The sequence below is a fragment of the Vreelandella aquamarina genome (genome assembly GCF_044805175.1).
GTDB classification, from domain to species: Bacteria; Pseudomonadota; Gammaproteobacteria; order Pseudomonadales; family Halomonadaceae; genus Vreelandella; species Vreelandella aquamarina_B.
The window spans coordinates 1,789,358-1,812,021 of the sequence record NZ_CP085232.1 but is presented as its reverse complement, the minus strand read 5'-3'; the positions used below and the strand labels follow the sequence as shown (position 1 = coordinate 1,812,021).

At 56.0% G+C, this 22,664-nt stretch carries 19 protein-coding genes; 7 read left to right on the top strand and 12 right to left on the bottom strand.

Annotated elements, in window-relative coordinates; all coding sequences use genetic code 11:
- Positions 1-19 precede the first annotated feature (19 nt).
- Positions 20-3,925 (top strand): AAA family ATPase, encoded by a 3,906-nt coding sequence (locus tag LG300_RS08595; RefSeq protein WP_404374517.1) that lies wholly within the window; start codon positions 20-22, stop codon positions 3,923-3,925.
- Positions 3,926-3,929: 4 nt separating this feature from the next.
- Here the strand turns inward: LG300_RS08595 and LG300_RS08590 are convergent, their stop codons facing one another.
- From LG300_RS08590 to queC, 4 genes are read right to left on the bottom strand one after another with little or no spacing between them, the layout of a single operon-like run.
- Entirely contained in the window at positions 3,930-4,211 is a 282-nt protein-coding gene (locus LG300_RS08590) for a YkgJ family cysteine cluster protein (RefSeq protein WP_404374515.1), read from the bottom strand.
- Positions 4,208-5,041, bottom strand: coding sequence for a 6-carboxytetrahydropterin synthase (locus tag LG300_RS08585; protein ID WP_404374513.1), 834 nt, complete (start codon positions 5,039-5,041; stop codon positions 4,208-4,210). The genes LG300_RS08590 and LG300_RS08585 overlap by 4 nt, the downstream gene beginning before the upstream one ends.
- Positions 5,041-5,703 carry a 7-carboxy-7-deazaguanine synthase gene (gene queE, locus LG300_RS08580; protein WP_404374511.1) on the bottom strand — a complete coding sequence of 221 codons (663 nt, stop codon included), beginning with the start codon at positions 5,701-5,703 and terminating at the stop codon, positions 5,041-5,043. The genes LG300_RS08585 and queE overlap by 1 nt, the downstream gene beginning before the upstream one ends.
- A complete protein-coding gene (gene queC / locus LG300_RS08575) occupies positions 5,703-6,413 on the bottom strand; it encodes a 7-cyano-7-deazaguanine synthase QueC (RefSeq protein WP_404374509.1) in 711 nt (236 codons plus the stop codon). The genes queE and queC overlap by 1 nt, the downstream gene beginning before the upstream one ends.
- 205 nt (positions 6,414-6,618) lie before the next feature.
- Between queC and LG300_RS08570 the strand changes: the two genes are divergently transcribed.
- On the top strand, positions 6,619-7,035 hold the full coding sequence (locus LG300_RS08570) for an SRPBCC family protein (protein ID WP_404374507.1): 417 nt from the start codon (positions 6,619-6,621) through the stop codon (positions 7,033-7,035).
- A 26-nt stretch (positions 7,036-7,061) separates the two neighbouring features.
- On the opposite strand, the gene LG300_RS08565 is transcribed toward LG300_RS08570, so the two are convergent.
- From LG300_RS08565 to LG300_RS08530, 8 genes are all read right to left on the bottom strand, one after another.
- A complete protein-coding gene (locus tag LG300_RS08565) occupies positions 7,062-7,301 on the bottom strand; it encodes a DUF2789 domain-containing protein (protein ID WP_404374505.1) in 240 nt (79 codons plus the stop codon).
- A gap of 100 nt (positions 7,302-7,401) precedes the next feature.
- On the bottom strand, positions 7,402-8,472 hold the full coding sequence (locus tag LG300_RS08560; protein ID WP_404374503.1) for an asparaginase: 1,071 nt from the start codon (positions 8,470-8,472) through the stop codon (positions 7,402-7,404).
- Positions 8,473-8,502: 30 nt separating this feature from the next.
- The gene (locus tag LG300_RS08555; protein ID WP_404374501.1) at positions 8,503-9,702 is read right to left on the bottom strand and encodes an MFS transporter; all 1,200 of its coding nucleotides are present in this window, start codon (positions 9,700-9,702) and stop codon (positions 8,503-8,505) included.
- An 8-nt stretch (positions 9,703-9,710) separates the two neighbouring features.
- The gene (locus LG300_RS08550) at positions 9,711-10,214 is read right to left on the bottom strand and encodes a hypothetical protein (RefSeq protein WP_404374499.1); all 504 of its coding nucleotides are present in this window, start codon (positions 10,212-10,214) and stop codon (positions 9,711-9,713) included.
- 75 nt (positions 10,215-10,289) lie between these two features.
- Positions 10,290-11,546 (bottom strand): DEAD/DEAH box helicase, encoded by a 1,257-nt coding sequence (locus LG300_RS08545; RefSeq protein WP_404374497.1) that lies wholly within the window; start codon positions 11,544-11,546, stop codon positions 10,290-10,292.
- Between the two features lie 270 nt (positions 11,547-11,816).
- Positions 11,817-12,404: a membrane integrity-associated transporter subunit PqiC gene (locus LG300_RS08540; RefSeq protein ID WP_404374495.1), complete on the bottom strand. Its 588-nt coding sequence runs from the start codon at positions 12,402-12,404 to the stop codon at positions 11,817-11,819.
- A gap of 15 nt (positions 12,405-12,419) precedes the next feature.
- A complete protein-coding gene (gene pqiB / locus LG300_RS08535; RefSeq protein ID WP_404374493.1) occupies positions 12,420-14,102 on the bottom strand; it encodes an intermembrane transport protein PqiB in 1,683 nt (560 codons plus the stop codon).
- The gene (locus LG300_RS08530; protein ID WP_404374491.1) at positions 14,095-15,438 is read right to left on the bottom strand and encodes a PqiA/YebS family transporter subunit; all 1,344 of its coding nucleotides are present in this window, start codon (positions 15,436-15,438) and stop codon (positions 14,095-14,097) included. Before LG300_RS08530 ends, pqiB begins: the two co-directional genes overlap by 8 nt.
- A gap of 185 nt (positions 15,439-15,623) precedes the next feature.
- Between LG300_RS08530 and LG300_RS08525 the strand changes: the two genes are divergently transcribed.
- From LG300_RS08525 to cydC, 5 genes are all read left to right on the top strand, one after another.
- A complete protein-coding gene (locus LG300_RS08525; protein WP_404374489.1) occupies positions 15,624-16,598 on the top strand; it encodes a calcium/sodium antiporter in 975 nt (324 codons plus the stop codon).
- A gap of 225 nt (positions 16,599-16,823) precedes the next feature.
- Positions 16,824-18,239 carry a cytochrome ubiquinol oxidase subunit I gene (locus tag LG300_RS08520; protein ID WP_404374487.1) on the top strand — a complete coding sequence of 472 codons (1,416 nt, stop codon included), beginning with the start codon at positions 16,824-16,826 and terminating at the stop codon, positions 18,237-18,239.
- A 2-nt stretch (positions 18,240-18,241) separates the two neighbouring features.
- The gene (gene cydB / locus LG300_RS08515; RefSeq protein ID WP_404374485.1) at positions 18,242-19,243 is read left to right on the top strand and encodes a cytochrome d ubiquinol oxidase subunit II; all 1,002 of its coding nucleotides are present in this window, start codon (positions 18,242-18,244) and stop codon (positions 19,241-19,243) included.
- Positions 19,244-19,247: 4 nt separating this feature from the next.
- A complete protein-coding gene (cydD, locus tag LG300_RS08510) occupies positions 19,248-20,933 on the top strand; it encodes a thiol reductant ABC exporter subunit CydD (RefSeq protein WP_404374483.1) in 1,686 nt (561 codons plus the stop codon).
- Positions 20,930-22,642 carry a thiol reductant ABC exporter subunit CydC gene (gene cydC, locus LG300_RS08505; protein WP_404374481.1) on the top strand — a complete coding sequence of 571 codons (1,713 nt, stop codon included), beginning with the start codon at positions 20,930-20,932 and terminating at the stop codon, positions 22,640-22,642. The genes cydD and cydC overlap by 4 nt, the downstream gene beginning before the upstream one ends.
- The last annotated feature ends 22 nt before the right edge of the window (positions 22,643-22,664 follow it).

The window sequence follows — 22,664 nt, the reverse complement described above, 5'->3', positions numbered from 1 at the left end:
CCAAGGCAGGATGTGTATCATGCGCGATGCTCAACAGACAGACCAGCTGACCCTGTTTGGTCACTTCTCCTTAACTCAGGGGGAGGATGTACTCACTCATTTCAGTTACGACAAAGTAAAAGCCCTGTTGGTATATCTATTGCTGCATCGCCAGCCGGTGAATCGTGCGGCGCTGGCTGAACTGCTTTGGCCAGATCAGGGGCTCTCTTCTGGCCGCACTAACTTGCGTCATGCGTTGCACTGCCTGAGGCAATCGATGGGGAGTAAGGCGGACCAGGTACTGAATGTCTCGCGGCAGACTATTGCTTTTCATTTACCTGCCCATTGGCAGGTAGATTTACATGAGCTACAGCAGCTTCTTGAAGGCTCCAAAGATCTAGAGACGCTTGAAAAGGTGATGGCGTGCTATCAAGGCGATCTCATAGAAGAGCTACAGCTGACTAACTGCAGCGAATTTCAGCGCTGGCTAGTACAAGTACGTAATGAGTGGCGCCAGAGAGTGATACGCTTTGCCGAACAAGTGCTTGAGGCCTATGACGAAATACCTGACGACATGCTGGAAGGTCTGGTAAGCCGCTTTTCAGGCTATGGGCCTTTCCATGAGCGCTTGGTACGTCAGCTGGCAGAAAAAAACCAAATGGCAGCCGCACATGAGCAGTACAACAGCTATCTGCAACTGCTCGCGCTCTCGGGGCAGCAGCCTGAACCCAGCTTTTTACAGCTAGCTAACTACTGGTCTGATGGCCATCACGACCCGCGTGCTATGACGCCACAAGGCGCTTTTTCCCGTGCAATAGCCGCTGATAGCAAGCCGCTTCGTGAAGATGAAATCGAGTTGCGCCAACTCTCGGTCATGGCAATTCGCTTGCGTTTAAAAGGCGACTGGCAAGATCGGGCGGCAACCCGTAACTGCCTAGCGCTACAGCTCGAGCTTTTGCGCTGGCTGGAGCAGCAGTGCCACCACCTAGGTGGCTTTTGGCTGCCAGGAGCCACCGGCGGGCTTGGGCTGGCGTGCTTTGGTACTCACGGTCCGGCGCACCAGCTGGCCGAGCTGGTGGCGCTCTATGAGCACTGTCGACAAGCGTTGCCCCAGGAAACTCAACGCCACTGGGCTGGAGAGGGGGAGCCACCCTCTTTTGAATTAGCCGCTGGGCTAAATAGTGGCCGTGTGGTTTATCTGCCTGAGCGCCAGCTAGCTGACCCGCTGGGCCAAGTAACGCAGGTGTCTCTGGAGTTAATGAGCGCTGCTGAAGGCAGTGAGTTGGTGATTTCCCAAGAAGCCAGCCAGCACATGCCTCCCGCACTGGATCTTCAGCCTCGTTTGGTTTCCCGCCTGGTGGCGAGTGATGGTCGGGTGCGCTTGCGTGCGTTGGTGCTAGGCCAAAACGAAGGCGGGCGGGATGCGCTTCCCCCTAGCTTGGTCGGCCGCGAGACTTCGCTGCGCACGCTACGTGATGCGCTGGCTCGAGCGGGTATCGGTTTGCGCCAAAGCGTGTTGGTGCGTGGTGCATCTGGCATGGGTAAATCGGCGCTCATGGTCGGCTTTCGTCAGTTGGAGCTTAGCCGCGATGCCGCTATTTGCTGGCAGCCGACGACGCGCTTGTCGGTGCTAGAGCCGTATGGAGTGGCTCGCTCTCTCTTGGCATGGCACCTTGGAGCTACGCCTACCCAAGAAGCGCTGCATGAGTTGCAGGTATCGTTGGGTGATACGGCGCTAGACGACGCTCGCCAACAGCTGTTGGAAGAGGCGCTTGGGGTAAGGGATGTTAAAGAGATCACCCAGCTTACCCAGAATGGTGAAGCGGTAGAGTTGGTGGTTAAATTGCTGCATCGCCTGATTGACCAGCGGGCTGGCGCGCAGACGCTGGTCTTGATGGTGGATGATTTGCAGTGGCTAGACGAGCCCTCTTTCAAGGTGCTGGCGGGCCTGCAGGCGCGCCTGCCCATCAATACGGCCTTTATGCTGGTGGCAAGCCACCATGGCCGCGAGGCGCTACCGGTGAAGCTGCACTGGGATCAGCAAATTACCCTCGGCAAACTGGATGCGCTGCAGTCTTCCCGCCTGCTCTCCCAGCTCTCGCGCCGCTATCGTATGCACCTGAGCCCCCGGCTACGTAACCAGATCATTGAACGCTGTGATGGCGTGCCGCTCTATATGCAGGAGATCTGTCGACGATTGGATATGGACCGCCGAGAAGGGCGCAGTGTCCAGTTCGATGAGCTGCCGAAAGGGCTGTTAGGCCTGCTTGCCAGCCGTATTGACCAACTGGAAGGGGATCGGGAGATTGCCCATATTGCGGCGGTGTTGGGCAAACGTTTCCGCCTCGACTTCCTGGCTGAATGCAGCGGTTGGGATAAAACGCGATTATCGCAGGCAGTGGAGCATATGCGTCTGCTGGAGATTATTGAGCCGATCGATAAAGAGAGTGGCGAGCGTGAATATCAGTTCAGCCATCAGTTGTTGCAAGAAGCGGCGTACCTCTCTTGCCCAAGGGATGTGCGGGTCAAGCTGCACCAGCAGGTCGTCACGCTGATTGAAGAGCGTTTCCCGGTGTGGATTAGCCGCCATCCAGGCGATTTCGCGACCCATTTGCGCCGCAGCGGCCACTATGCTCGCGGCGCGCGCTACTTTGAGCTATCCGCTCGGGAAGCGCTGAAAGTGAGCGCGAATCGCACAGCCTTGCGGATGGCTGATGCTGGGCTGGCCAGTTTGCGCTACGTTGAGCACGAAGTGGAGCGCGAGGTCAGCTTACTCACTGTACGTGGGCAAGCAGCCTTTGCGTTGGAAGGTCACGGTTCGCCCACTGCCCATGAGAGTTTTGTGCGTGCTCGGGAATTGCTGCGTCAATCAGGTGGTGACACCCCGGAAGACCCAGAAGATTTAGAGCAAATTTTTCTAGTGAAATGGGGGCTTTGGGTGGGCCGCAGCCAGCGCTACGCCCATGCCGATGCGTTCGCATTAGCCTCCACCCTGGCAGATATTGCCGAGCGTCTGGAAGACCCTCGGTACCGCCGTTTGGCGGACTATGCCAGGGCGCACTGTGAGTACTGGGCTGGGCGCATCCAGCAGGCCCATGACCACTTGGATGAAATTGACCCGCTCAACGCGCAAATGATGATCGAGTGGTTGCCGTTCTCAGACCATCCGCAAGTAACGGCTGCCTGCTTCCAGGGTTGGGCACTCTGCCTACGTGGCGACTACCAGCGTGCCGAGCGGCACGTCTCAGCGGCTATCCGACTTGCTGAGAAAATTGGCCACCCGGGAACACTCGCGATGGCGCTGATGTTTGCTGCAGCGCTCTACCGCCAGCTGGGGCATGTGCATCTAGCGGCTCGCCACGCGGAGCGTGCTGCTGCCATGACGGGAACGCCGGACCTGCAGCTGTGGCAAATATCTGCCCAGGGCGTGTTGGGTTGGCAGCGGGCGATGTCAGGGGATCATGCTGGCTTGGTACAGGTGAGGGATAGCCTGGAGCAGATGGCCGAGCTGAATGGCCGAGACCGTTTTCAGCGTCCTGTGCTGTGGTACTCGGATGCTTGTATTGAGCTTGGCGAGCTGAAGGCCGCCGAGGAGTATCTAGATCAGTGCTTAGTGATTGCCCGGGAGCGCACCACGCTATTCTTACCCGAGCTGGCGACTCAGCTGGCGAGAGTGCGTGACCTGCTGGGCCATCCCGCCAGTGAAGTGAAGGCGCTTGCTGACATGGCTATTCATCAGGCCCAGGAGCATGGTAATCGCCACCAGGAGTTAGCGGCATTAGAGCTTTGGCTCACAAGGATCTCACCCAACGATCAACAGGCCAAAGAGACATTTCGTCGTCTGCTTAGCGAGGTCAGTCACAGCGATGCGCCGGTACTGGTGCGCTGGGTGAGCCTGCTGGATCGCCGTTTACCCCACTCGGTGAGTGTTGAAAACGAGGCGTAAACGCTCAGCGGGTGCTCTCTTCTAGCCACGACAGCGTGGCGAGCGCCTCGTCACGCCGCTCGCCACATACGGCTGGGTCGTAGTCGAATTGCCCGCACACGGCAGGCCGTAGTGGGCTGCCGAAGAGCTGGCACAGATTGTTGGCATCCAGTTGCACGCAGCGTACTCCCGCCGGTTTGCCGTTGGGCATCCCGGGTATTGGTGAGGTGATAGACGGTGCGATACAGCAAGCGCCGCAGCCTGCCCGGCATGCTGCGCTGCTGTCGCTGGTGATCAACTCGCTCATAGGGTTGCGTGTGCCGTTGCGCCTTTGTCGATACCTTCAAAGGCGTGTACCTGGGTCGCAATGCCGGTTTGCTTGGCAATCTGGTCGGCCAGCCAAAGCGCAATATTCTCTACGGTGGTGGGTTTTGGCAGCACGCTGCAGCGCTCGGTGGGTAAAGTGATAGAGAAGTAGCCCTGGGCGGCTGCATAGCGGCAGGTTAGCTGCGCTTGACTCTGCTCCGCAATGTCCGCCTCTTCCAGCAGGTATCGGTTGTCCAGCCACGCTCCCCACTGCTGTTCCAACTGGGGCTGCCTCTGTTGCTCCTGGAAGATATGCAGGCGAGAGCGATGCCCGTGGGCAATGCGTTGGCAATTACCCTGGTGGCGCTTTAACCCATGGCTATAGCCGTAGGCCGCACCTTCGATAAGTTCATCGCTTAGCGTGAGCGTCACCCGCTCAACATTGGTTGGCCGCTGCTCGGTGAGCTGGGCGCTGAGGTGGTGGGTAATGCGCTCCAGGGTGATCGACTCCCAGGGCAGCAGGGTAAATGCCTGTTCCGGGCCGCGAACTTCCATGGTATAGGGCGTGGTGGTGCGGATGCATAGCCCTTCATCGCATTCGCTGACCTCGACGCCTGGTGCTTGGGTGGGCACGAGCAGAGTATGGTCCAGCCCGCCATCAAGGGAGCGTTTGATCCAGGGTTTTACTTCACCGAAATCAAACAGCATGCCGTCATCGCCCAGTTCCCCTTCTAGCAGGGCATCCACCTGCCAGCTACAGCCAATCAGCCCTTTTGTGGGGCACCAAACAGAAACATCAATATGGGTAAGGTGGTTTACAAATAGCGCCATTACTCAAATCCTGCGATTTTGTGCGTTTGCAGTGACAACCGCCACTGGGGGTTGGCCATGCAGTACGCCGTGGTGGCGTGAATGGTCGCCGTACTGTCGGTGGCAATGCTTTTTTGCGCGACAGCACTGAGATCCATCGGCTGCAAAAAGAAGTGGTTGAACGCAAGGTGAGCAAACTGCTCCGGTGGCGCATCAGGCTGGGGAAACACCAGTTTCAGCTCATCCCCTTGGGTGATCGCTAGCGGGTTGCTGCCCTTGGGGCTAACGCAGAGCCAATCGATACCCGCCGGAGGTGGCAGCGTGCCGTTGGTTTCGACCGCTACTTCAAAGCCCTCGCTGTGTAGCGTGGCAATGAGCGCACTATCGAGCTGCAGCAGCGGTTCGCCACCGGTAAACACCACGTAAGGCACGGCATTATTGGCTTCCTGGGGCCACAGCGCTTTGATGTGCTCTGCCAGCGCTTGTGCGGTGTCAAACTGGCCGCCATTAACGCCATCGGTGCCGATAAAGTCGGTATCGCAAAAGGTGCATTTGGCGTTTGCGCGGTCAACTTCCCGGCCCGACCACAGGTTGCAGCCGGTAAAGCGGCAGAATACGCTGGCGCGACCTGCTTGGGCGCCTTCGCCCTGTAAAGTGTAGAAGGCTTCCTTAACGTGATACATCAGCGCGCCACCTGCGAGGTATCGATGGCGTAATCAAGAGGGTCAACACTGTGGTTAGCTGCAAAGGCTGCCAACCGCTCGCGGCAGCTACCGCACTGGCCGCAGGCAAGCTCGCGGCCTTCATAGCAGGTCCATGTCTGCCGATAATCCAATCCCATAGCAAGCCCGTCGCGCAGAATATCCGCTTTGCTGGCGTGCAGGTAAGGGGCGTGCAGAGTCACAGGCTCAAAATTGGCAATGCCTGCCACATGGTTCATGGCTTTTACAAACTCAGGGCGACAGTCGGGATAAAGGATGTGATCGCCACCGTGGGCACCATAATCCACACGCGCTGCGCCAATGTTGACCGCTTTGGCAATCGCCAGTGAGAGCAGGATCATGTTGCGATTGGGGACGACGGTGGCACTGAGGTTGTCAGCGTCATAGTCGCCAGTGGGCATATCGATAGCGCTATTGGTGAGCGCCGAGTTATCAATCAAGCCGTGAATCGCACGAATGTCGACAACTTGATGGGGAATGCCGAGAGTTTCGCACACCTGGCGGGCGGTATCGAGTTCCCGGCGGTGGCGCTGGCCATAGTCAAACGAGAGGGCGTGAACGTTGAGCCCTTCGTTGATGGCACGGTGTAATACGGTAAAGGAGTCCATGCCGCCTGAATAAATCACGACGGTGGTTGATGCTTTCGCATCAGATATAGCGGTAGGGGACATACGGAATGCTCATGGTCGGAGAATTTATGGCGTGCTTGCTGCTTTGGCAAGACAGTGTTCCGGGGTCCGGTCCGGAAGGGCGGCAGTTTACGCAATCGTGGTTAATCTGACCAGTATTCGCCGTTGCCACGGGCACTTTTCATTCGGTGTGTGGGGTGCCGGTTGCCATGTTAAGCTACGGGTTCTAGCCGTTAGGAAACCACTTATGGCCACTATAGAGCATAGCGAAATCGTCAAGGCGTCCCCGGAGCGTGTGTTTGATCTTCTGCGCCGTGTAGAGGATTTTGCCGACTACTCCGACCTGATCCACTCCATCGACACTCTTGGAGAGAACCGTTACCGCTGGCATGTGAGAGCAGTGGGTATGGACTGGGCATTTGATGTTGCCGTTACTGAGATTGAGCCGCCCCATGTCCTGGCTTGGGAGTCATTAGAGGGTGTTAAAAACCAAGGGCGCTATCAGCTACGTGAAGTACCGGAGGGTACGGAAGTGGCGTTGACCCTGCAGTACGATATCCGCAACCGTCTGATGGAAAAAGCGGTAAATAAGGCGGCAAAACCTCTGGTAGGCAAGGTGAGCCGCCAAATTCTGGAGCGCGTTGAAGCCCGTTTGAATGGCTAAGCGCCGCCGTGTCGGCGGCGCTGGGGCTAAGGAGATTTATGCATGGAAGCGTCGAGATGGTCGACCACTTCGGCCCAGTCGGCATCCTCGTCAACCGCCTCTCGAAGAAAGTCGGCTTGGCCCTCATTCCAACAGGGCGCATCCGCCAGCGGCATCTCTTTGGGCAGTGGTGAGTTCCGCTGGATAAAGCGCTCAATGGACTCGGCATCTGAGCGCAACCCTAACTGCTCAAAAAGCTCGCTAAAGTGATGTACCGGTTGATCCATAAGTGGCTTCCTATTCCGTGGGTGGTTAATCAATATTAATGACCTTGTTTAACCATAGCGGAGATAAGCCACAGTGCCAGTAAAACGCCGGCTAGCCCACTTAACGCTCGCCGACTAGCGCTGTCAGAAAACGTTTCCGCTGATCTTCAGGTGAAAGCGGTTGTGCTAATACATGCACCAGTTTTGTATAGGCGGCCTCAGGGGTCATGGCATCGCCGGATAGCACCCCGGCATCGGCTAAACCGTGCCCTGCGGCATACGCTCCTAGATGCACACTGCCCTGCGGGCACTGGCTGATGGCGGCAATCAGTTTGCCTTCGCCGCTCGCCTTGGCAATCACCGCCAGCAGGTCGGGGTTATCCGGTAGGTTGCCTGCCCCCCATAGCTGCAGCAAGGCGCCTTTCACGCTTGGGTGACTTAGCCAAGCCTCTAATTGCCAGGGGGTAATGCCGGGCCATAGGGTAATACGCACCACCTCACCATGAGCGACAGGCTGGTAGTCCACCAGTTCAAAGCGTGGTGCACCGCGCTGTTGGTAGGCTAACCCACGGCTGGGGAAAAGAATAAAATCGTCGCCGATGCGTTCACCCAGTAACGGGTAACTGGGCGAGGCAAACGCTTCGTCAGCTTCGCTGTGCTGTTTAATGGCGCGTACCCCCCGTAGCAGACGATTGGCAAAATAAATGGCTACTTCCTGGAGTTCAGGATTGGCGGCAAAGCGCAGCGCGCCGTACAAGTTGCCTAATGCGTCGCTATTCGCTGACTCAAGCGGTGACATAGCGCCGGTGAGAACAACTGGCCTATCCAAGCCTTGCAGCTGGTAGGCAAGGCTGGCGGCGGTCCAGCTCAGCGTGTCGGTGCCGTGAATCACTACAAAACCGCGATAATCCGCAAATCGCTTGGCGATATCTGCCGCTAGCTGTTGCCAGGTCAGTGGGGTAGCCGCGCTGGAGTCGATAAGCGATGTGTAGCTAATGACATCATAGGCAGGCAGTGATTGCTGTAGCTGTAGTGGCAGCTGGTTAAGAGCCTTGGTTAAGCGCTCCGGAAAATTACCGGCTGGGGTAAGCCCGTTTTCGTGGGGCTGCATCCCAATCGTGCCGCCTGTATAAATGACGAGCAACCGCTCTTGGCTGCTGGGGGCATCTGCAAGGAGAGGAGCTTGGCTCATCGCTGTGTCCTGTTGAAACCTAAGGTGGCGTTATTGATGGTGTACCTGTAGTTGGCCGCTTTGATCATCAAGCTGCCGCTTGCGCCCGGCGAGGAGCGCAAAGCCACAGCAAATACCGATCAACCCAATCAGCAGCCAGGCAATATGTTGCGTGGTGGCGCCGGTTTGCAGCATGAGACCCACTCCGAAGGGGCCGAGTGCCGCGATGGTGTAACCGCCCCCTTGTACCAAGCCGGAAAGCTGGCCCGCAAGACGCTCATTAGCGGTTCTAAGAACGAGCAAGCTTAATGCGAGGCTAAAACTTCCGCCTTGGCCAAGGCCTAGCAGGGCTGCACCGGGCCATTGCCAGCGCAACGGCGCAATAAGCAACAGGGCTAGCCCTAGCGCCGTAAACGCTAATACCACAAGGAGAGCAGGCCGCTGGTCTTTATATAAGCGGGCGAACCAAGGGGCGCTGAGCGCCGAGGCAAGCTGGCACATAATAGAAACAGCCATGGTCCAGCCGGCGTCTGCTTCGCTATAGCCGCGCTCAACCAGCAGCGTGGGCAACCAGCCAAAGACGATATAGGCCATGGAGGATTGAATCCCCATAAAGAGCATCACCTGCCATGTCAGCGGTTGGCCTAGCAGCGAGCTTAATGGTAGCCGTGCCGGGACGGGGCCTTGCCGTAGGGGGGCGGTGGGCGCAAAGCCTACCCAAAGTACCAGCGCCGTTATCGCCAATAGCGACCAGCTGATCAAGCTAAGCTGCCAGCTCCCCAGCCACTGCATGAGCGGCACGCTGAGACCGGCGCCCAAGGCGCCACCCAAACAGAGTGCCATGGTATAAAGGCCCGTCAGGAGGTCGGCGCTGCGAGGAACCTCGCGTTTTACGAGGGCGGGTAGGAGGGTGCCAGCAATACCAATGGCGCTCCCTGCCATGGCCGACCCGAGATAGAGGACGCCTGGAAGCGGTAACACTCTTACCATTAAGCCGCCAGCAAGCAGCACAAGGGCAAGGCTTAAGGCCCGTTCGCTGCCGATTCGTTGGCCTAGCAGCGGTGCCAGCGGCGCGGCTAGGCCAAGAAACAGGACGGGAAGGGTGGTGAGTACTCCTGCCGCGGCGGGGGAAAGCCCGGCCGTCTCCTGCAGGCGGGTGAGCAAAGGGGCAACGGATGACATGGCAGGGCGTAAGTTCAGCCCTACCACAAACATCAGCACAATAAAGCAGCGCGCACGGGATGAAATCATCGGAACGCTTACGTCAGGTAGGCGCGTAGGTCACCGCGAACGGCATCCAGCAGGGTAATAAAGTGGTAGTCTTGCGGGGTATCCAGGCAGTCTACGCGAACCTGGGTACGCATTCCTTTATTGATATCCAGCTTGTCGAAAATCTCCAGCGTCAGCTTACGCGCGGGTTTATCACCCAAAGGAATGTTGCCCTCTTCAAGAGTAAACGTCTCCAGCAGCGTGACGCGAACACGGGTGCTATTCCCTTCGCTGAGGACGCGGCGCACAAATAGCCAACCTTCACAGGGTAGCGAGGCGTTGTTATCGCGCTCCCGCAGGAACAGGGTACGGTAGCAAGCTCCCTCCATTGAAGCCTTTTCGGCCATGCTGCGATAGGCTTGTACAACCTGGTTGGCGGTTGCGCGGGCATCTTCGAGGCGCTGGGAAATACCTTGATGCTCGCGGCTCAGCTGCTCCTGCCGCTGAAAGGTCAGCCATTGGCGATAATCTGCCATGATGTGTGAAGACGCCATAGTCACTCCATGAATAAATTCAGCAAAACGCCGGAATATGCGAGGCGCTACCTTCGCATATTCCGGGCGTTCGGGCTAGCGGCGGGCGCGACGCCGGCGCTCACTGCCAGGCTGGGCGGCTTGCCCTTCTAGTTTCCGCCTGACGCGAGGCTGGCGTTGGCCGCGGCGGCCGTTTTCAATAGGTTCCGGTTTGGCGTTGGGGTCTGGCTCAAAGCCCGGTTCAATATGCTTCGGCAGGGTTTGATTAATGAGGCGCTCGATATTTTTGAGTAGGCCATGCTCATCCACACACACGAGGGATACCGCCTCGCCATTGCTGCCTGCCCGGCCCGTACGGCCAATGCGGTGTACGTAGTCTTCTGCAACGTTGGGTAAATCAAAGTTGACAACGTGGGGAAGCTCGTTGATATCCAGCCCGCGCGCTGCAATATCGGTGGCTACCAGTACCTGCAGGTCGCCGCTTTTAAAAGCGCCCAGTGCTCGTGTGCGGGCGCCCTGGCTTTTGTTGCCATGGATCGCCATCGCGGGAATATCCTGCTTGGAGAGCTGCTCGGCTAGCCGATTAGCGCCATGTTTGGTGCGGGTGAATACCAGTACCTGAAACCAGTTGTGGCGCTGAATGAGGTGGGCGAGCAGGTCGCGCTTTTTATCGCGGTCTACCCGATAAATGGCCTGCTCGATTTTTTCGGCGGTGGTGTTGCGCGGAGCCACTTCGATAAGGGCGGGGTTATTTAGTAGCTGCTGAGCTAGCGTTTGAATCTCGTTGGAGAAGGTGGCGGAAAACAGCAGGTTTTGCCGCTGTTTCGGCACCAGTCGCAATAGCCGCTTGATGTCATGGATAAACCCCATGTCCAGCATACGATCCGCTTCATCCAGCACTAAGATTTCAACGGCCGACAGATCTACATGGCCTTGCTGGTGTAGGTCGAGTAAGCGCCCTGGGGTAGCAACCAGCACATCCAGCCCCGCTCTCAGTGCGTCAACCTGCGGTTGCTGTCCCACGCCACCAAAAATAATGTGGGAGCGTAGCGAAAGATGTTGGCCATAGGTGGCCACACTTTCGCCTACCTGGGCCGCCAGCTCGCGGGTGGGGGCAAGTACTAATGCGCGTACCTGCCGCTTGCCTGGGCGTTTACCGTTAGCCAGACGCTGCAGCATAGGCAGGGTGAAGCCAGCGGTTTTACCGGTACCCGTTTGGGCGCTGGCAAGCAGGTCGCGGCCTTCCAGCACGACAGGAATTGCCTGTTGTTGAATAGGTGTAGGCTGTGTATAGCCCTGCGCAGACACTGCGCGCAATAAATCATCGTGCAGGCCAAGATTAGAAAAGCTCATGCGTTCTCCGCAGTCGCATAGCAATCGGCGCCACTAGCTCGGCGGCATTACTAGGCGTTATGTTCAAAAAGCGAGGATGGTACACCGCCGCGGCAGCAACGTTTGCTAGCTAACGCGCTGTGCCGCGACGGGCATTTGTAAGCCATGTAGCGCTTTGCAAGGCGCTACAAGGGAGTGACGGGGTAGCGCTAACGGTGGTCCCTTTCATGCGAGTGAGTGTAACACGAAAGTCCCATTTCGGCGCTGGCGACTGAAAGCAGGGTGGTGGCGTTAGAAATAGCCACCTTGGCGTAGTTGCTCTGCAATTTGCTGTGCGACAGCGTTCCAGCTATCCCCTAAGGAGCGCACAAGCGCTGGGTAGCCATCCTGATTAAGGGTACTTTCGGCAGTGAAGCTTTTGAGGGCTAGCAGCTCATTGTTGGGGCCTCTGAGTTGCCACTGGCCACTGGCCACTGCGACACCATCGTAGCGACCCTGGAACTGATCAATTTCCATTGACAGAGTGAGGGCTTCGGGGCTGTTACCTTCCGCCCGTACCACTTGCACGGTAGGCAACCGCTCCGCTAACTGGGCGCGCAAGGCGCGCTCAAGCTGGCGCCCAATGCTTTCTGCCCATTGGTGCTCCCGGGCTTCGTTTAAGGTGATGTCGTCTAGCTGCATCACAATCCCATCGACGTCTAAATAGTGCGCCAAACGGGGCGAACGTACTTGCAGGGTGTCCTGCGGATTGTCGGGAGCGCTCACTGCCGGGCCTGCCGGTAGCATGTAGCGCGCCGGTGGAGAGACGCTGCTAGCGCAGGCGGCAAGTAGCGTACTCAAGCCGATGAACAACAGCAGTAACGGTAATCGACGTAGCATGACGGTCAATCCTTATCAGCGGGGCGCGCGGGGAACCGGGTCCTGCGTTTCCAGGTTATCGAATAAAAGTGCACGGGGATTCTCGTTCAGCGTCCGTGTGAGTGGCTGTAGATCCCGCATTAAACGGTCTAGGCGCTCAATGGCGGTGGTGAGCTCTTGGTAGGCGGGAGAGGAGGGCGAGAGCCCTTGAAGCGTGTTACGCAGCTCTTCCAGCGTTCCATTAAGGTTGCCGCCAATGGCTTGGGTCTCTGGGTCGTTGAGCAGCTGATTGATAGAGGCGCTCACTTCTCGAACTTCGTTAAGTACGTTTTCCGAGGCTTGCAGGTTGCGATCCAAACCTGCCAGCAGTGGCTCGACTTCCAGCGAATTCAGTTTCTCAAGTAGATTAGTGACTTGGGCCTGGATCTGGGCAAAACCACCCGCGACGGTTGGGAAAACAGTGCGGTCGGAGAAGGTTTCCGCCACATACTCGTCGGCAAGATCTCGTCGGAAGTTCAGGTCCACAAACAGCGCCCCTGTTAACAGGCTGCCGTTTTTAAGCGACGCCCTTAGGCCCAGGCCAAACATACGCTTGAAGCGGCGGTCCCACTCTTCTAAATCGATATCGGTGTTTTCAATACCTAAACGCTGAGGCTCGATGCGGATAAGCACCGGAATGGCGAAGCGTGAACGGGAGTCGGGTTGCGGAGCCGTGAAATTCCAGGGGACGGCGGCGACGGTGCCGATACGGACACCCCGAAACTCCACAGGAGCGCCACGGGAAAGGCCGCGAACCGTATCATCCACAAGCAGGACGTACTCTAAATAGCGATTGAACGTGCCTTCCCGTGCTGTGTCTTCATCGGCATAAAGGTTAAAGCGTGTATTGGCTTCCACCGGTTTACCCATGGGGAGGTCTTCAGGCACGCCAAAGGTGACACCACCGCCTAACAGGGCTTCGAGTGACTCCACGTTGACCCGCACACCATCGGCATCCAGACGAAAGTCAATACCGCTCGCTGTCCAGAAGCGGGTGCTGTCGGTCACCAGCTGGGCATAGGGTTCTTCAATAAATACTTGATGGTGCATGGTGCGTGTTTCTGGGTCAAAGCGGGTATCTTCTACCCGGCCCACCGTATAGCCCTGATAAGAGACTGGGTCACCCACGCGCAGCGAATTGCCCAGTTGGCTGACTAGGTTGATTTGTAAGCCGGCTTGCCCCGCAGGCGCTACCGGAGGGATATCGCTCACTTCAAATTCGCGTTTAGACTCCTCGGATTGGCCTGGCTCAAGCTGGATATAGGCACCCGAGAGCACGGTGCCCAGGCCGCTAATGCCCTCGCGACCAATGCGTGGCTTCACTACCCAGAAACGACTGTCTTCCCGTAGCATGGCTTCAGCTTCAGGCTGGATCCTGGCTGTCATCACCGCATGGGAAAGGTCATCCGATAAGCGAACACTCTGTACTCGACCTATCTCAACGTTGCGGCTTCGAATAAGCGTATTGCCCGCTTCAATACCTTCGGCACTCTCCATGGTGAGCGTGATCAAGGTGCCACGACTTGAGTAGTTATCGTAAACCAGCCACAGGCCAATAAGGACAGCAACTAGAGGTACGATCCAAATCGGGGAGAGCCGAGTTTGGGGCGATGTCCTTGCGCGGTTTAAATCGTTGCTTTCATCGGTTGGGTTATTTTTAGGCGTTGAATCATTAGCCATCAACAGATTCCTTGGTGGCCGCTTTACGGCGAGTAGGTCGTGGAGGAGGAGTGTCCCAAATCAAGCGCGGATCAAAGGTCATCGCTGCTTGCATTGTCAGTACCACAACGGCACCAAACGCGAGCGCAGCAGGCCCTGGTGTTATCGACATAAGGGATCCGGCACGGATTAAGGCCACCAAAATAGCGACGACAAATACGTCAACCATGGACCAGCGTCCAATAAATTCAGTTAATCGATAAAGCCGAGTCCGGCTTTGGGCATTTAATTCATTACTGCGTTTTAAGACAAGACATAACCAGGCAAGGGCTACTAGTTTGCCTACGGGTACAATAACGCTGGCAATAAAAATAACTGCTGCCACGGGCCATGAGCCCATTTGAATGAGCTGGACGACGCCACCAACGATAGTGGATGGGGAAGTATTCCCCAAACTGGTAGTCGTCATAATAGGGTAAAGGTTAGCGGGTATGTACATAACAGCGGCTGCAAACAGCAGCGCCCAGGTACGTTGTAAACTATTCGGTAGGCGCTTATGCAGCTTCTCATGGCAGCGAATACAGCGCTCTTTACCCTGATGCATACGGTTTACTAAACCGCAGGTTGGACAGCCTGTCACCTGCTGGCTAGCCGCAGTCGTTCCCGTTTTGGTGCCTTCTGGTGCGAGTGGTTCCCCCTCTAAGGAGAACCACATCCAGTCAGCATCCAGAGATTGTGAGGTCATCAATAAAAGAATAGCGAAGACGCAAAATGCCCAGAATGAGATGCCTAGGTCAATCTGCGCCATTCCGGCGACTTTTATCAAGCTTACCAAGGCGCCAATGATAAACACATCGGCCATCATCCAGGGAGTCAGGTGGGCGAGTGAGCGGGCGATATCCCGACTGAAGGGCATAGGCCGGGCGCTTAGTAGGCCAAACTGCAACCAAATAACGCCAAACAAATAAACCGCGGGAAGCACTACGATGGTCATGATAACGGCGATAGCAACGACCGGCTGATGAAACGCAATGAGCGTGGTGGCGGTTTGGGTGAGCTCAATTCGGTTGCTGACTCCGCTGACATTGAAACTAACAAAAGGGAAAGAGATGGCTACAAGCAGCGCAACAAGCGATGCCAGCGCTAGCGCCATACTGCGCTGTGCAGGGTAGCGATGCCGCTTCACCAGTACATGAGAGCAGCGTGGGCAGGTGGCTTTCTCACCCGACTTCAACGGTGGCAATGCCGAGACCCAGTCGCACTCATGACAAGCTCGCAGGCGCCGCCGCTGTACTCGAGTTTCTGGAGGCTGGCAATCCACTTGTGGCGTATTTACCGGCAGTGAAGGGCGTTTCATAAATTGATAATTAGGCAACAGCAGACTCTCTGTGCGTAGTGCAGGTAAAACCAATACGATGGTAGTCCTTGAGAGTCAAATCAGCTTACCTGATGGCTCTTCAAAAACAGTACTTGACCCCGCCAATGAGTTGGACAAGGATGCAGCCGCGATAGTGCCTAACATTACGACATTAAGGAACTGAAATGTTACTTGCCTTTATTGCGGTAGTAGTAGGGTTAGTCCTGCTTATTTGGAGTGCTGAGAAATTTATTGACGGTGCTGCGGCAACGTCGAGATGGCTTGGGCTGTCACCGTTGCTTATCGGTATGCTGGTGATTGGTTTTGGCACCTCAGCACCCGAGATGATGGTCTCCGTACTGGCGGCCATGCAGGGCAACCCTGGCTTGGCAGTAGGTAATGCGTATGGTTCTAACATTGCCAATATTGGCTTGGTCTTGGGTTTTATCGCACTTATCTCTCCGCTAGCAGTGCATTCAGGTGTTATTCGCAAAGAAATGCCATTGTTGGTAGCTGTCATGTTGCTTACTGGCTATATGCTGCTCGACGGTTGGATTTCCCGTATTGAGGCCATTGTATTGCTCGTGGCGCTCGGCATATTTATTACGATTAGTATTATTCGTTCTCGTGGGCAGGAAGATGACCCACTGATGGATGAAGTGACCGAAAGCCTCGATAGTAAGCCGATGTCGCGTGGTAAGGCGCTGATGTGGACGCTAATCGGTTTAGTGCTGTTGATCGCCAGCTCGCGGTTATTGGTGTGGGGAGCGGTAGAAATCGCGACTGGCTTCGGGGTGAGTGATTTGGTTATCGGGCTTACCGTGGTCGCAGTGGGTACCTCATTGCCTGAACTGGCCTCTTCAATCAGTGCCTTACGGCGTAATGAGCACGATATGGTGCTGGGTAACGTTGTTGGCTCTAACTTATTTAACAGCATGGCCGTGGTCGGGTTGGCAGGGGTCATTGCCCCCATTGAGGCTGGACGTGAAGTGCTGGTGCGAGATTGGAGTGTGATGACATTTATGACGCTGTTGATGGTGCTATTCGCTTTTTCTTGGCGAGGTCGCCCGCGCCGAATCAATCGTATTGAAGGGGGCGTACTGTTCTCAATCTTTATTGCGTATACCGGCTATATGGTCAGTATTGTCGTGATGTCATAGGCTGCTCCATCGTCAGTAAGTAAGGAGGTTTGCCTGGAAGGAGTGCGTCAATGCGACACATCTTTTCAGGCAAACTATCGCTGTATAGCACTGGTCGAAGAGGTAAGCTACAACATGTGTAAAGAATAAGCTTAGTGCTTATAACTAAAATGCAGTGCCATCAAGGCTCAACTAAGCTTGTGTGACCCAGTGACGGGATATTAATCCAGGCCTTAGGAGAGTGTTATGGAACTCGACCCCTTATTACTATCGCGAATACAGTTCGCCTTCGTTGTATCGTTTCATGCGATTTTCCCGGTATTCACCATTGGCCTCGCGTCCTACATAGCGCTGCTGCACGGCTTGTACTTCAAGACAAATAACCCTGCCTGGGACCGTCTCTCCTTGTTCTGGACAAAGGTATTTGCCGTTGTGTTCGGCATGGGGGTGGTCTCTGGAATCGTGATGTCCTTCCAGTTCGGTACGAACTGGAGTAACTTCTCTCAGGCGGCCTCGAATTTCCTTGGGCCGGTATTAAGCTATGAAGTGGTGACCGCGTTCTTTTTGGAAGCAGCTTTCCTTGGCGTGCTGCTATTTGGTCGTGGCAAAGTCCCGCAAGGGGTGCATTTGTTCGCGGCCATTATGGTCGCTGTCGGCACATTTATTTCCTCTTTCTGGATTTTGTCTGCCAACAGCTGGATGCATACGCCCGCCGGTGTTGAGCTAATCGACAACCGGTTCCATGTGACGTCTTGGTCTGAGGCGATTTTCAACCCATCATTCCCGTATCGCTTTGCGCACATGGCCATGGCATCGTTCCTAACCGGTGGCTTTGTGGTAGCCGGGGTGAGCGCTTGGTTCTTACTGCGCGGTCGTGATCCAGAAGCGAACCGCCGCGCACTCTCTATGTGCTTATGGTTACTGCTGTTCCTAGCACCTGCCCAGGCGGTGATAGGGGACTTCCACGGTCTGAACACCCTAGAGCATCAACCAACCAAGGTGGCGGCAATGGAGGGGCATTGGGAAACGTCTACTAATGTACCGCTGTTGCTATTTGCCATTCCCGACCAGGATGCGCAAACCAACCATCTGGATATTGGAATCCCAAATCTTGCCAGTATTATTCTGACGCACTCACCTGATGGCGAAATTCCTGGTATTAGCGAAGCGCCTCCTGAGGAGCAGCCGCCGGTTATTATTGTTTTTTGGGCATTCCGTATCATGGTGGGCATCGGTTTGCTCATGATTGCGACTGCGCTGGCCGGTCTGCTGATGCGCAGCAAAGGTAAAGTGTACGAACACAGCGGCTACTTAAAAACATTGGTTTACATGATTCCTATGCCGTTCGTTGCGGTATTGGCGGGGTGGATTGTCACGGAATCGGGCCGTGCACCCTGGTTGGTATACGGCATGATGACCCATGCGGAGGGATTGACGCCGTCTTTAACGGGGCCGATGGCGCTATTTACCCTGATCGGCTACGTGGCAGTGTACGCTGTGGTTTTCTATGCCGGTATCTATTACCTCACTCGCGTCGTACGCAACGGTATGCTGCCCGAAGAGCAGAGTGAATCCACCAGCGAGAACTTCAAGCGCCCTATGCGCCCGTTCTCTGCCGCACATACGCCTTTTGACGACGACGTTGATCCGGTGAGGAGCTAAACATGGAAATGTTTGATTTAACGCTAATTTGGGCGGGCATCATCGGCTTTGGCATCATGATGTATGTTCTGATGGACGGGTTCGACCTAGGGTTGGGCATCCTGTTCCCCTTCGCCCCTGATGAAGATACCCGCGATGTGATGATGAACTCGGTGGCACCCGTCTGGGACGGTAACGAAACATGGCTGGTATTGGGAGGCGCAGGTCTACTGGGCGCGTTCCCGCTGGTGTATTCGGTTTTCTTGCCGGCACTCTATATCGGCGTTTTCTTGATGTTGGCAGGGTTGATTTTCCGAGGGGTGGCGTTTGAGTTCCGCTTTAAATCCCGTCGCAACCGCCGTTGGTGGAACCGGGCATTTAGCTGGGGGTCCGGCGTGGCCGCTTTTGCCCAGGGGGCTGTGGTGGGGGCCTATATCCAAGGCTTCCGAGTGGAAAACTTTGCCTTCGTTGGTGGTGCTTTCGATTGGCTAACGCCTTTCTCCGTGCTGACCGGGCTTGGGTTAATGGCGGGTTATGCGCTGTTAGGTGCTACCTGGCTGATTCTTAAGTCAGAAGGTCATATCCAGGAGTGGGCCTATAAAATTACCCCCATGCTGCTGGCGCTGGTGTTGGGTGTGTTCGCGATTATTAGTATCTGGACGCCATTCGTTAACCCAATGGTATGGGAGCGTTGGTTTGGCAATCTCCAGCTTATATGGATTTTCCCTGCGCTGGCGCTCTTTTCTGCCTTTATGGTGTACCGTTCGGTGAAGCGTCGTGACGAAGGGATCCCCTTTGTAGCGACGATTGGTATTTACGTGTTTACCTACCTAGGCTTAATCGTTAGCAAGTGGCCGGTGATTGTGCCGCCCGATTACACCTTATGGGATGCAGCCTCGGCACCCGAGTCACAGCTATTTCTGCTAATTGGCGTGCTGTTTGTTATCCCCATCATCCTCGCCTACACCGCATGGACCTACTGGGTGTTTCGCGGCAAGGTGCGTGTCGGGGAGGGGTATCACTAACCGTATGGGTAGCCATCCTCCAGAAGCCGAGACGATGGAGACCGTAACGCCGCGCCATTGGTTGGCTCAGCTTGCAAAGCGCGAGCAGCGTCAGCTGATGCGGGCGGCGTTTTGGGGAGTGCTGTCAGGCGGACACACTGCTCTTTTGGTAGTGGGGCTGGCTTGGTTAATCGATCAAATAGTGATTGCGGGCCGTTCTCCCACGTCACTGGTGCCGGTGTTTATTGGCTTAGTCGCTGTTGTTGTTCTGCGCTCCCTTTTTCAAATGCTGCAAGAGACATGTAGTGCCCAGGCGAGCTTGCGGATTCGGCAATATGCTCGCCAAGTGTTGCTCGATAAAATTGCGGCACTTGGCCCGGTATGGTTAACCCGCCAGCAGAGCGGAGCGCTGGCAACCCAGGCGGTTGAGCATATAGAAGCCCTTGATGGCTACTTTGCACGCTTTTACCCTCAGCTTAGAATCGTAGTGGTCTTGCCGCTACTAATTCTCTGCGTTGTCGGCTGGCTGGATTATTTGGTGGCGATCTTTCTGTTGCTCTCCGCGCCGCTGATTCCGCTGTTTATGGCCTTGGTGGGGATGGGGGCTGAACGCCTTAATCGGGATCAGTTTATGGCGGTATCCCGTTTATCCGCCCATTTTGTTGACCGCGTACGCGGAATGACAACGTTGCAGCTGTTTGGGCACACCCAAGCCGCTCAGCAAGATGTGTGGTATGCCACGGACCATTATCGTCGTCTCAGCATGAGAACTCTGCGTCTAGCGTTCTTGTCATCGGCGGTGTTGGAGTTCTTTGCTTCTGTGGCGATAGCTGTTGTCGCTATGTACGTTGGCTTTGGCTTGCTGGGTTATATCGACTATGGCCCTTCGCCAGCGTTAACGCTATTTAGTGGCCTAGCGGTGCTACTGTTAGCCCCTGAGTTTTTTCAGCCGCTAAGGACCCTTTCCCAGCACTATCACGATCGCGCTGCTGCGCTGGGCGCGGCCGAAAGCGTGGTCGCTATTCTTAACGAACCCAATAGAGTGGCCGTGCCGCCTTTACCCCCAGAATCGGCAGATGTACTCATTGAACTAGATGACGTAACTATCCGCTATGCCGAGCGTGCCACGGTGTTAAGCGGTGTCAATGTATCGGTGTCGGCTGGCGAGGTGGTTGTGGTTACCGGTGAGTCCGGCAGCGGTAAATCATCGCTACTTGCGCTAATGGCAGGCTTTATGGCGCCTAGCCGTGGCGAGTGCCGTTTGGATGCTTCAGCCCCCGTTGCTTGGCTGGACCAGACTCCTTGTATGTTGCAAGGCTCTCTTGCCGATAATCTGCGTATCGCTGCCCCAGGGGCTGGTGACGTAGCGTTGGTATCTGCCCTGCAGCGGGCAGGGCTTAGCGAGCTGTTGGCTCGTCTACCGCAGGGGCTGGAAACAACCGTTGGCGAGCGTGGCGTTGGCCTTTCAGGCGGCCAAGCACAGCGGCTAGCGTTGGCGCGGGTCTATTTAAGCCAGGCTCGGCTCGTTTTGTTGGATGAGCCTACCGCAAGCCTGGATGCTGCAACGGAAGAGGCGGTCATTCAATCATTACTTGAGTGGGCAAACGAAGGACGCGCGCTGATTATGGCGACGCACCATCCTGCAGTCATGGCGGTAGCCAACCGCCGTTTTGAGTGCCGCTCAGGCCGGTTGGTTGAGGTGGCAGTATGAAGCGGTTGTATCGTGAGGCTGCTCCCTGGCTCAAGCTGCTGTTGCGTCGTCGCCAGCGTTTTTGGGTGGGTGCGCTACTGGTATGGGTGACGCTACTGGCGGGGCTCTCGCTGTTAGGCCTGTCTGGATGGTTCATCGTCTCCTGTGCTCTGGCGGGCATAGCGTTGGCGGCGGGGCTGCCATCTACGCTGGATGTATATGTACCCGGTGGCGGTATCCGGTTTTTTGCACTGCTCAGAACCGTCGCGCGTTATATGGAGCGTTTGTATAACCACAATACCGTACTAACGCTCCTGGCCGATTTGCGCTATCGCGTATTTGGCAATCTGACTCGCTTGGATGATGCTGCTCTTAGGCGTCGCCGCGCAAGCGAATGGCTAAGTCGCCTCACTGCCGATATCGATAATCTGGATAATCTCTATTTGCGGTTACTCATTCCCCCCGTCGCTGCGCTGCTAATGATTCTGGTGATATCTGCTGTCATTGCGATTTGGCTGCCTATGGCCGGTGTCGTAGTAGCCATAGTGATGACGCTTCTCTGGGCCGTCGTTACACTCGGTTGTGGCTGGCTGGGCTTTGCTAACAGCTACCAGCAAGTCAATGACCAAGAGGAGTTGCGAAGGCTGGCGCTGGATCAGGTTCAAGCGTCCGCTGAGTTATTGAGTTATCAAACCAGTGTTTGGCATCGTCAAAAAATTCAGCGGCACGAGATTCAGGCGCTTGGCAATCAGCGCCGTTTAGCGGTGCAGTCTGCCGTGAGCAATGCATTTGTCTCCGCAGTAACTGGCTTTTTGCTGATAGCTATCTTATGGCTTGGCAGTCTTGCTTTCGCCACGGGCGAGGTAGGAGGGCCTATCCTAGTGATGGTAGTGATAGCGGTGCTGGGAATTAACGAGGTAGTGGCATTGCTCCCCGCTGCTTTTTTGAAGCTGGGGATGAGCTATGCAGCTGTGCAGCGCTTAAATTCGCTCACAGTGAATGCCCCATCGTCGGAGGTTGTTGAACTTCCCCGTGCTCCAGGGAGATATTCCATCCAGCTGAATGGTGTTGATTATGTCTATCCGGGAGCGGTCTATTCCGCTCTGGTTAACCTCCAGATGACGCTGCCAGCCCAGAAGCGAGCAGTAATTACCGGTGTCTCGGGTTCGGGAAAGTCGACATTGGCTAGCTTAATTATGGGTAGGGTGGTGCCGACACAAGGAACCGTTAGCGTTGCTGGCGTCTCCCCTATATATGCTTCGCCAGAGAGTCGGGCTGAGCACTTTGCACTTCTCACCCAGCACACTGACCTGTTTGATGGAACGCTGGAAGCAAACCTGCGTATTGCCAAGCCCGATGCAACAGAGAATGAGCTGTGGCAGGCGTTAACCATGGTTTCATTAGCACGTTGGGCCAAGCAGCAGCCTAGACAGTTGCTGACCCATGTGGGCGAGAAGGGGCGGCAGCTGTCGGGGGGGCAAGCCAGAAGAGTGGCTCTGGCAAGGTTAATGCTACGTAACCCCGATGTAGTGCTACTGGATGAGCCTTTTGCCGGCGTCGACTCTGATACGGCTAGGCAATTGGCTGACTCTCTTGATCGATGGCTAGTTGGTCGAACGGCTATTTTCCTTCTTCATCAAATAGACGATATGGCGCTGCTGCCTGGCGTTGAATATAGGTGGCGCCTTGATGGGGGGCGGTTATTTACAGATACTACCGGTGAAAGCTAACTCAACGGCAAGCAGGAGCGCA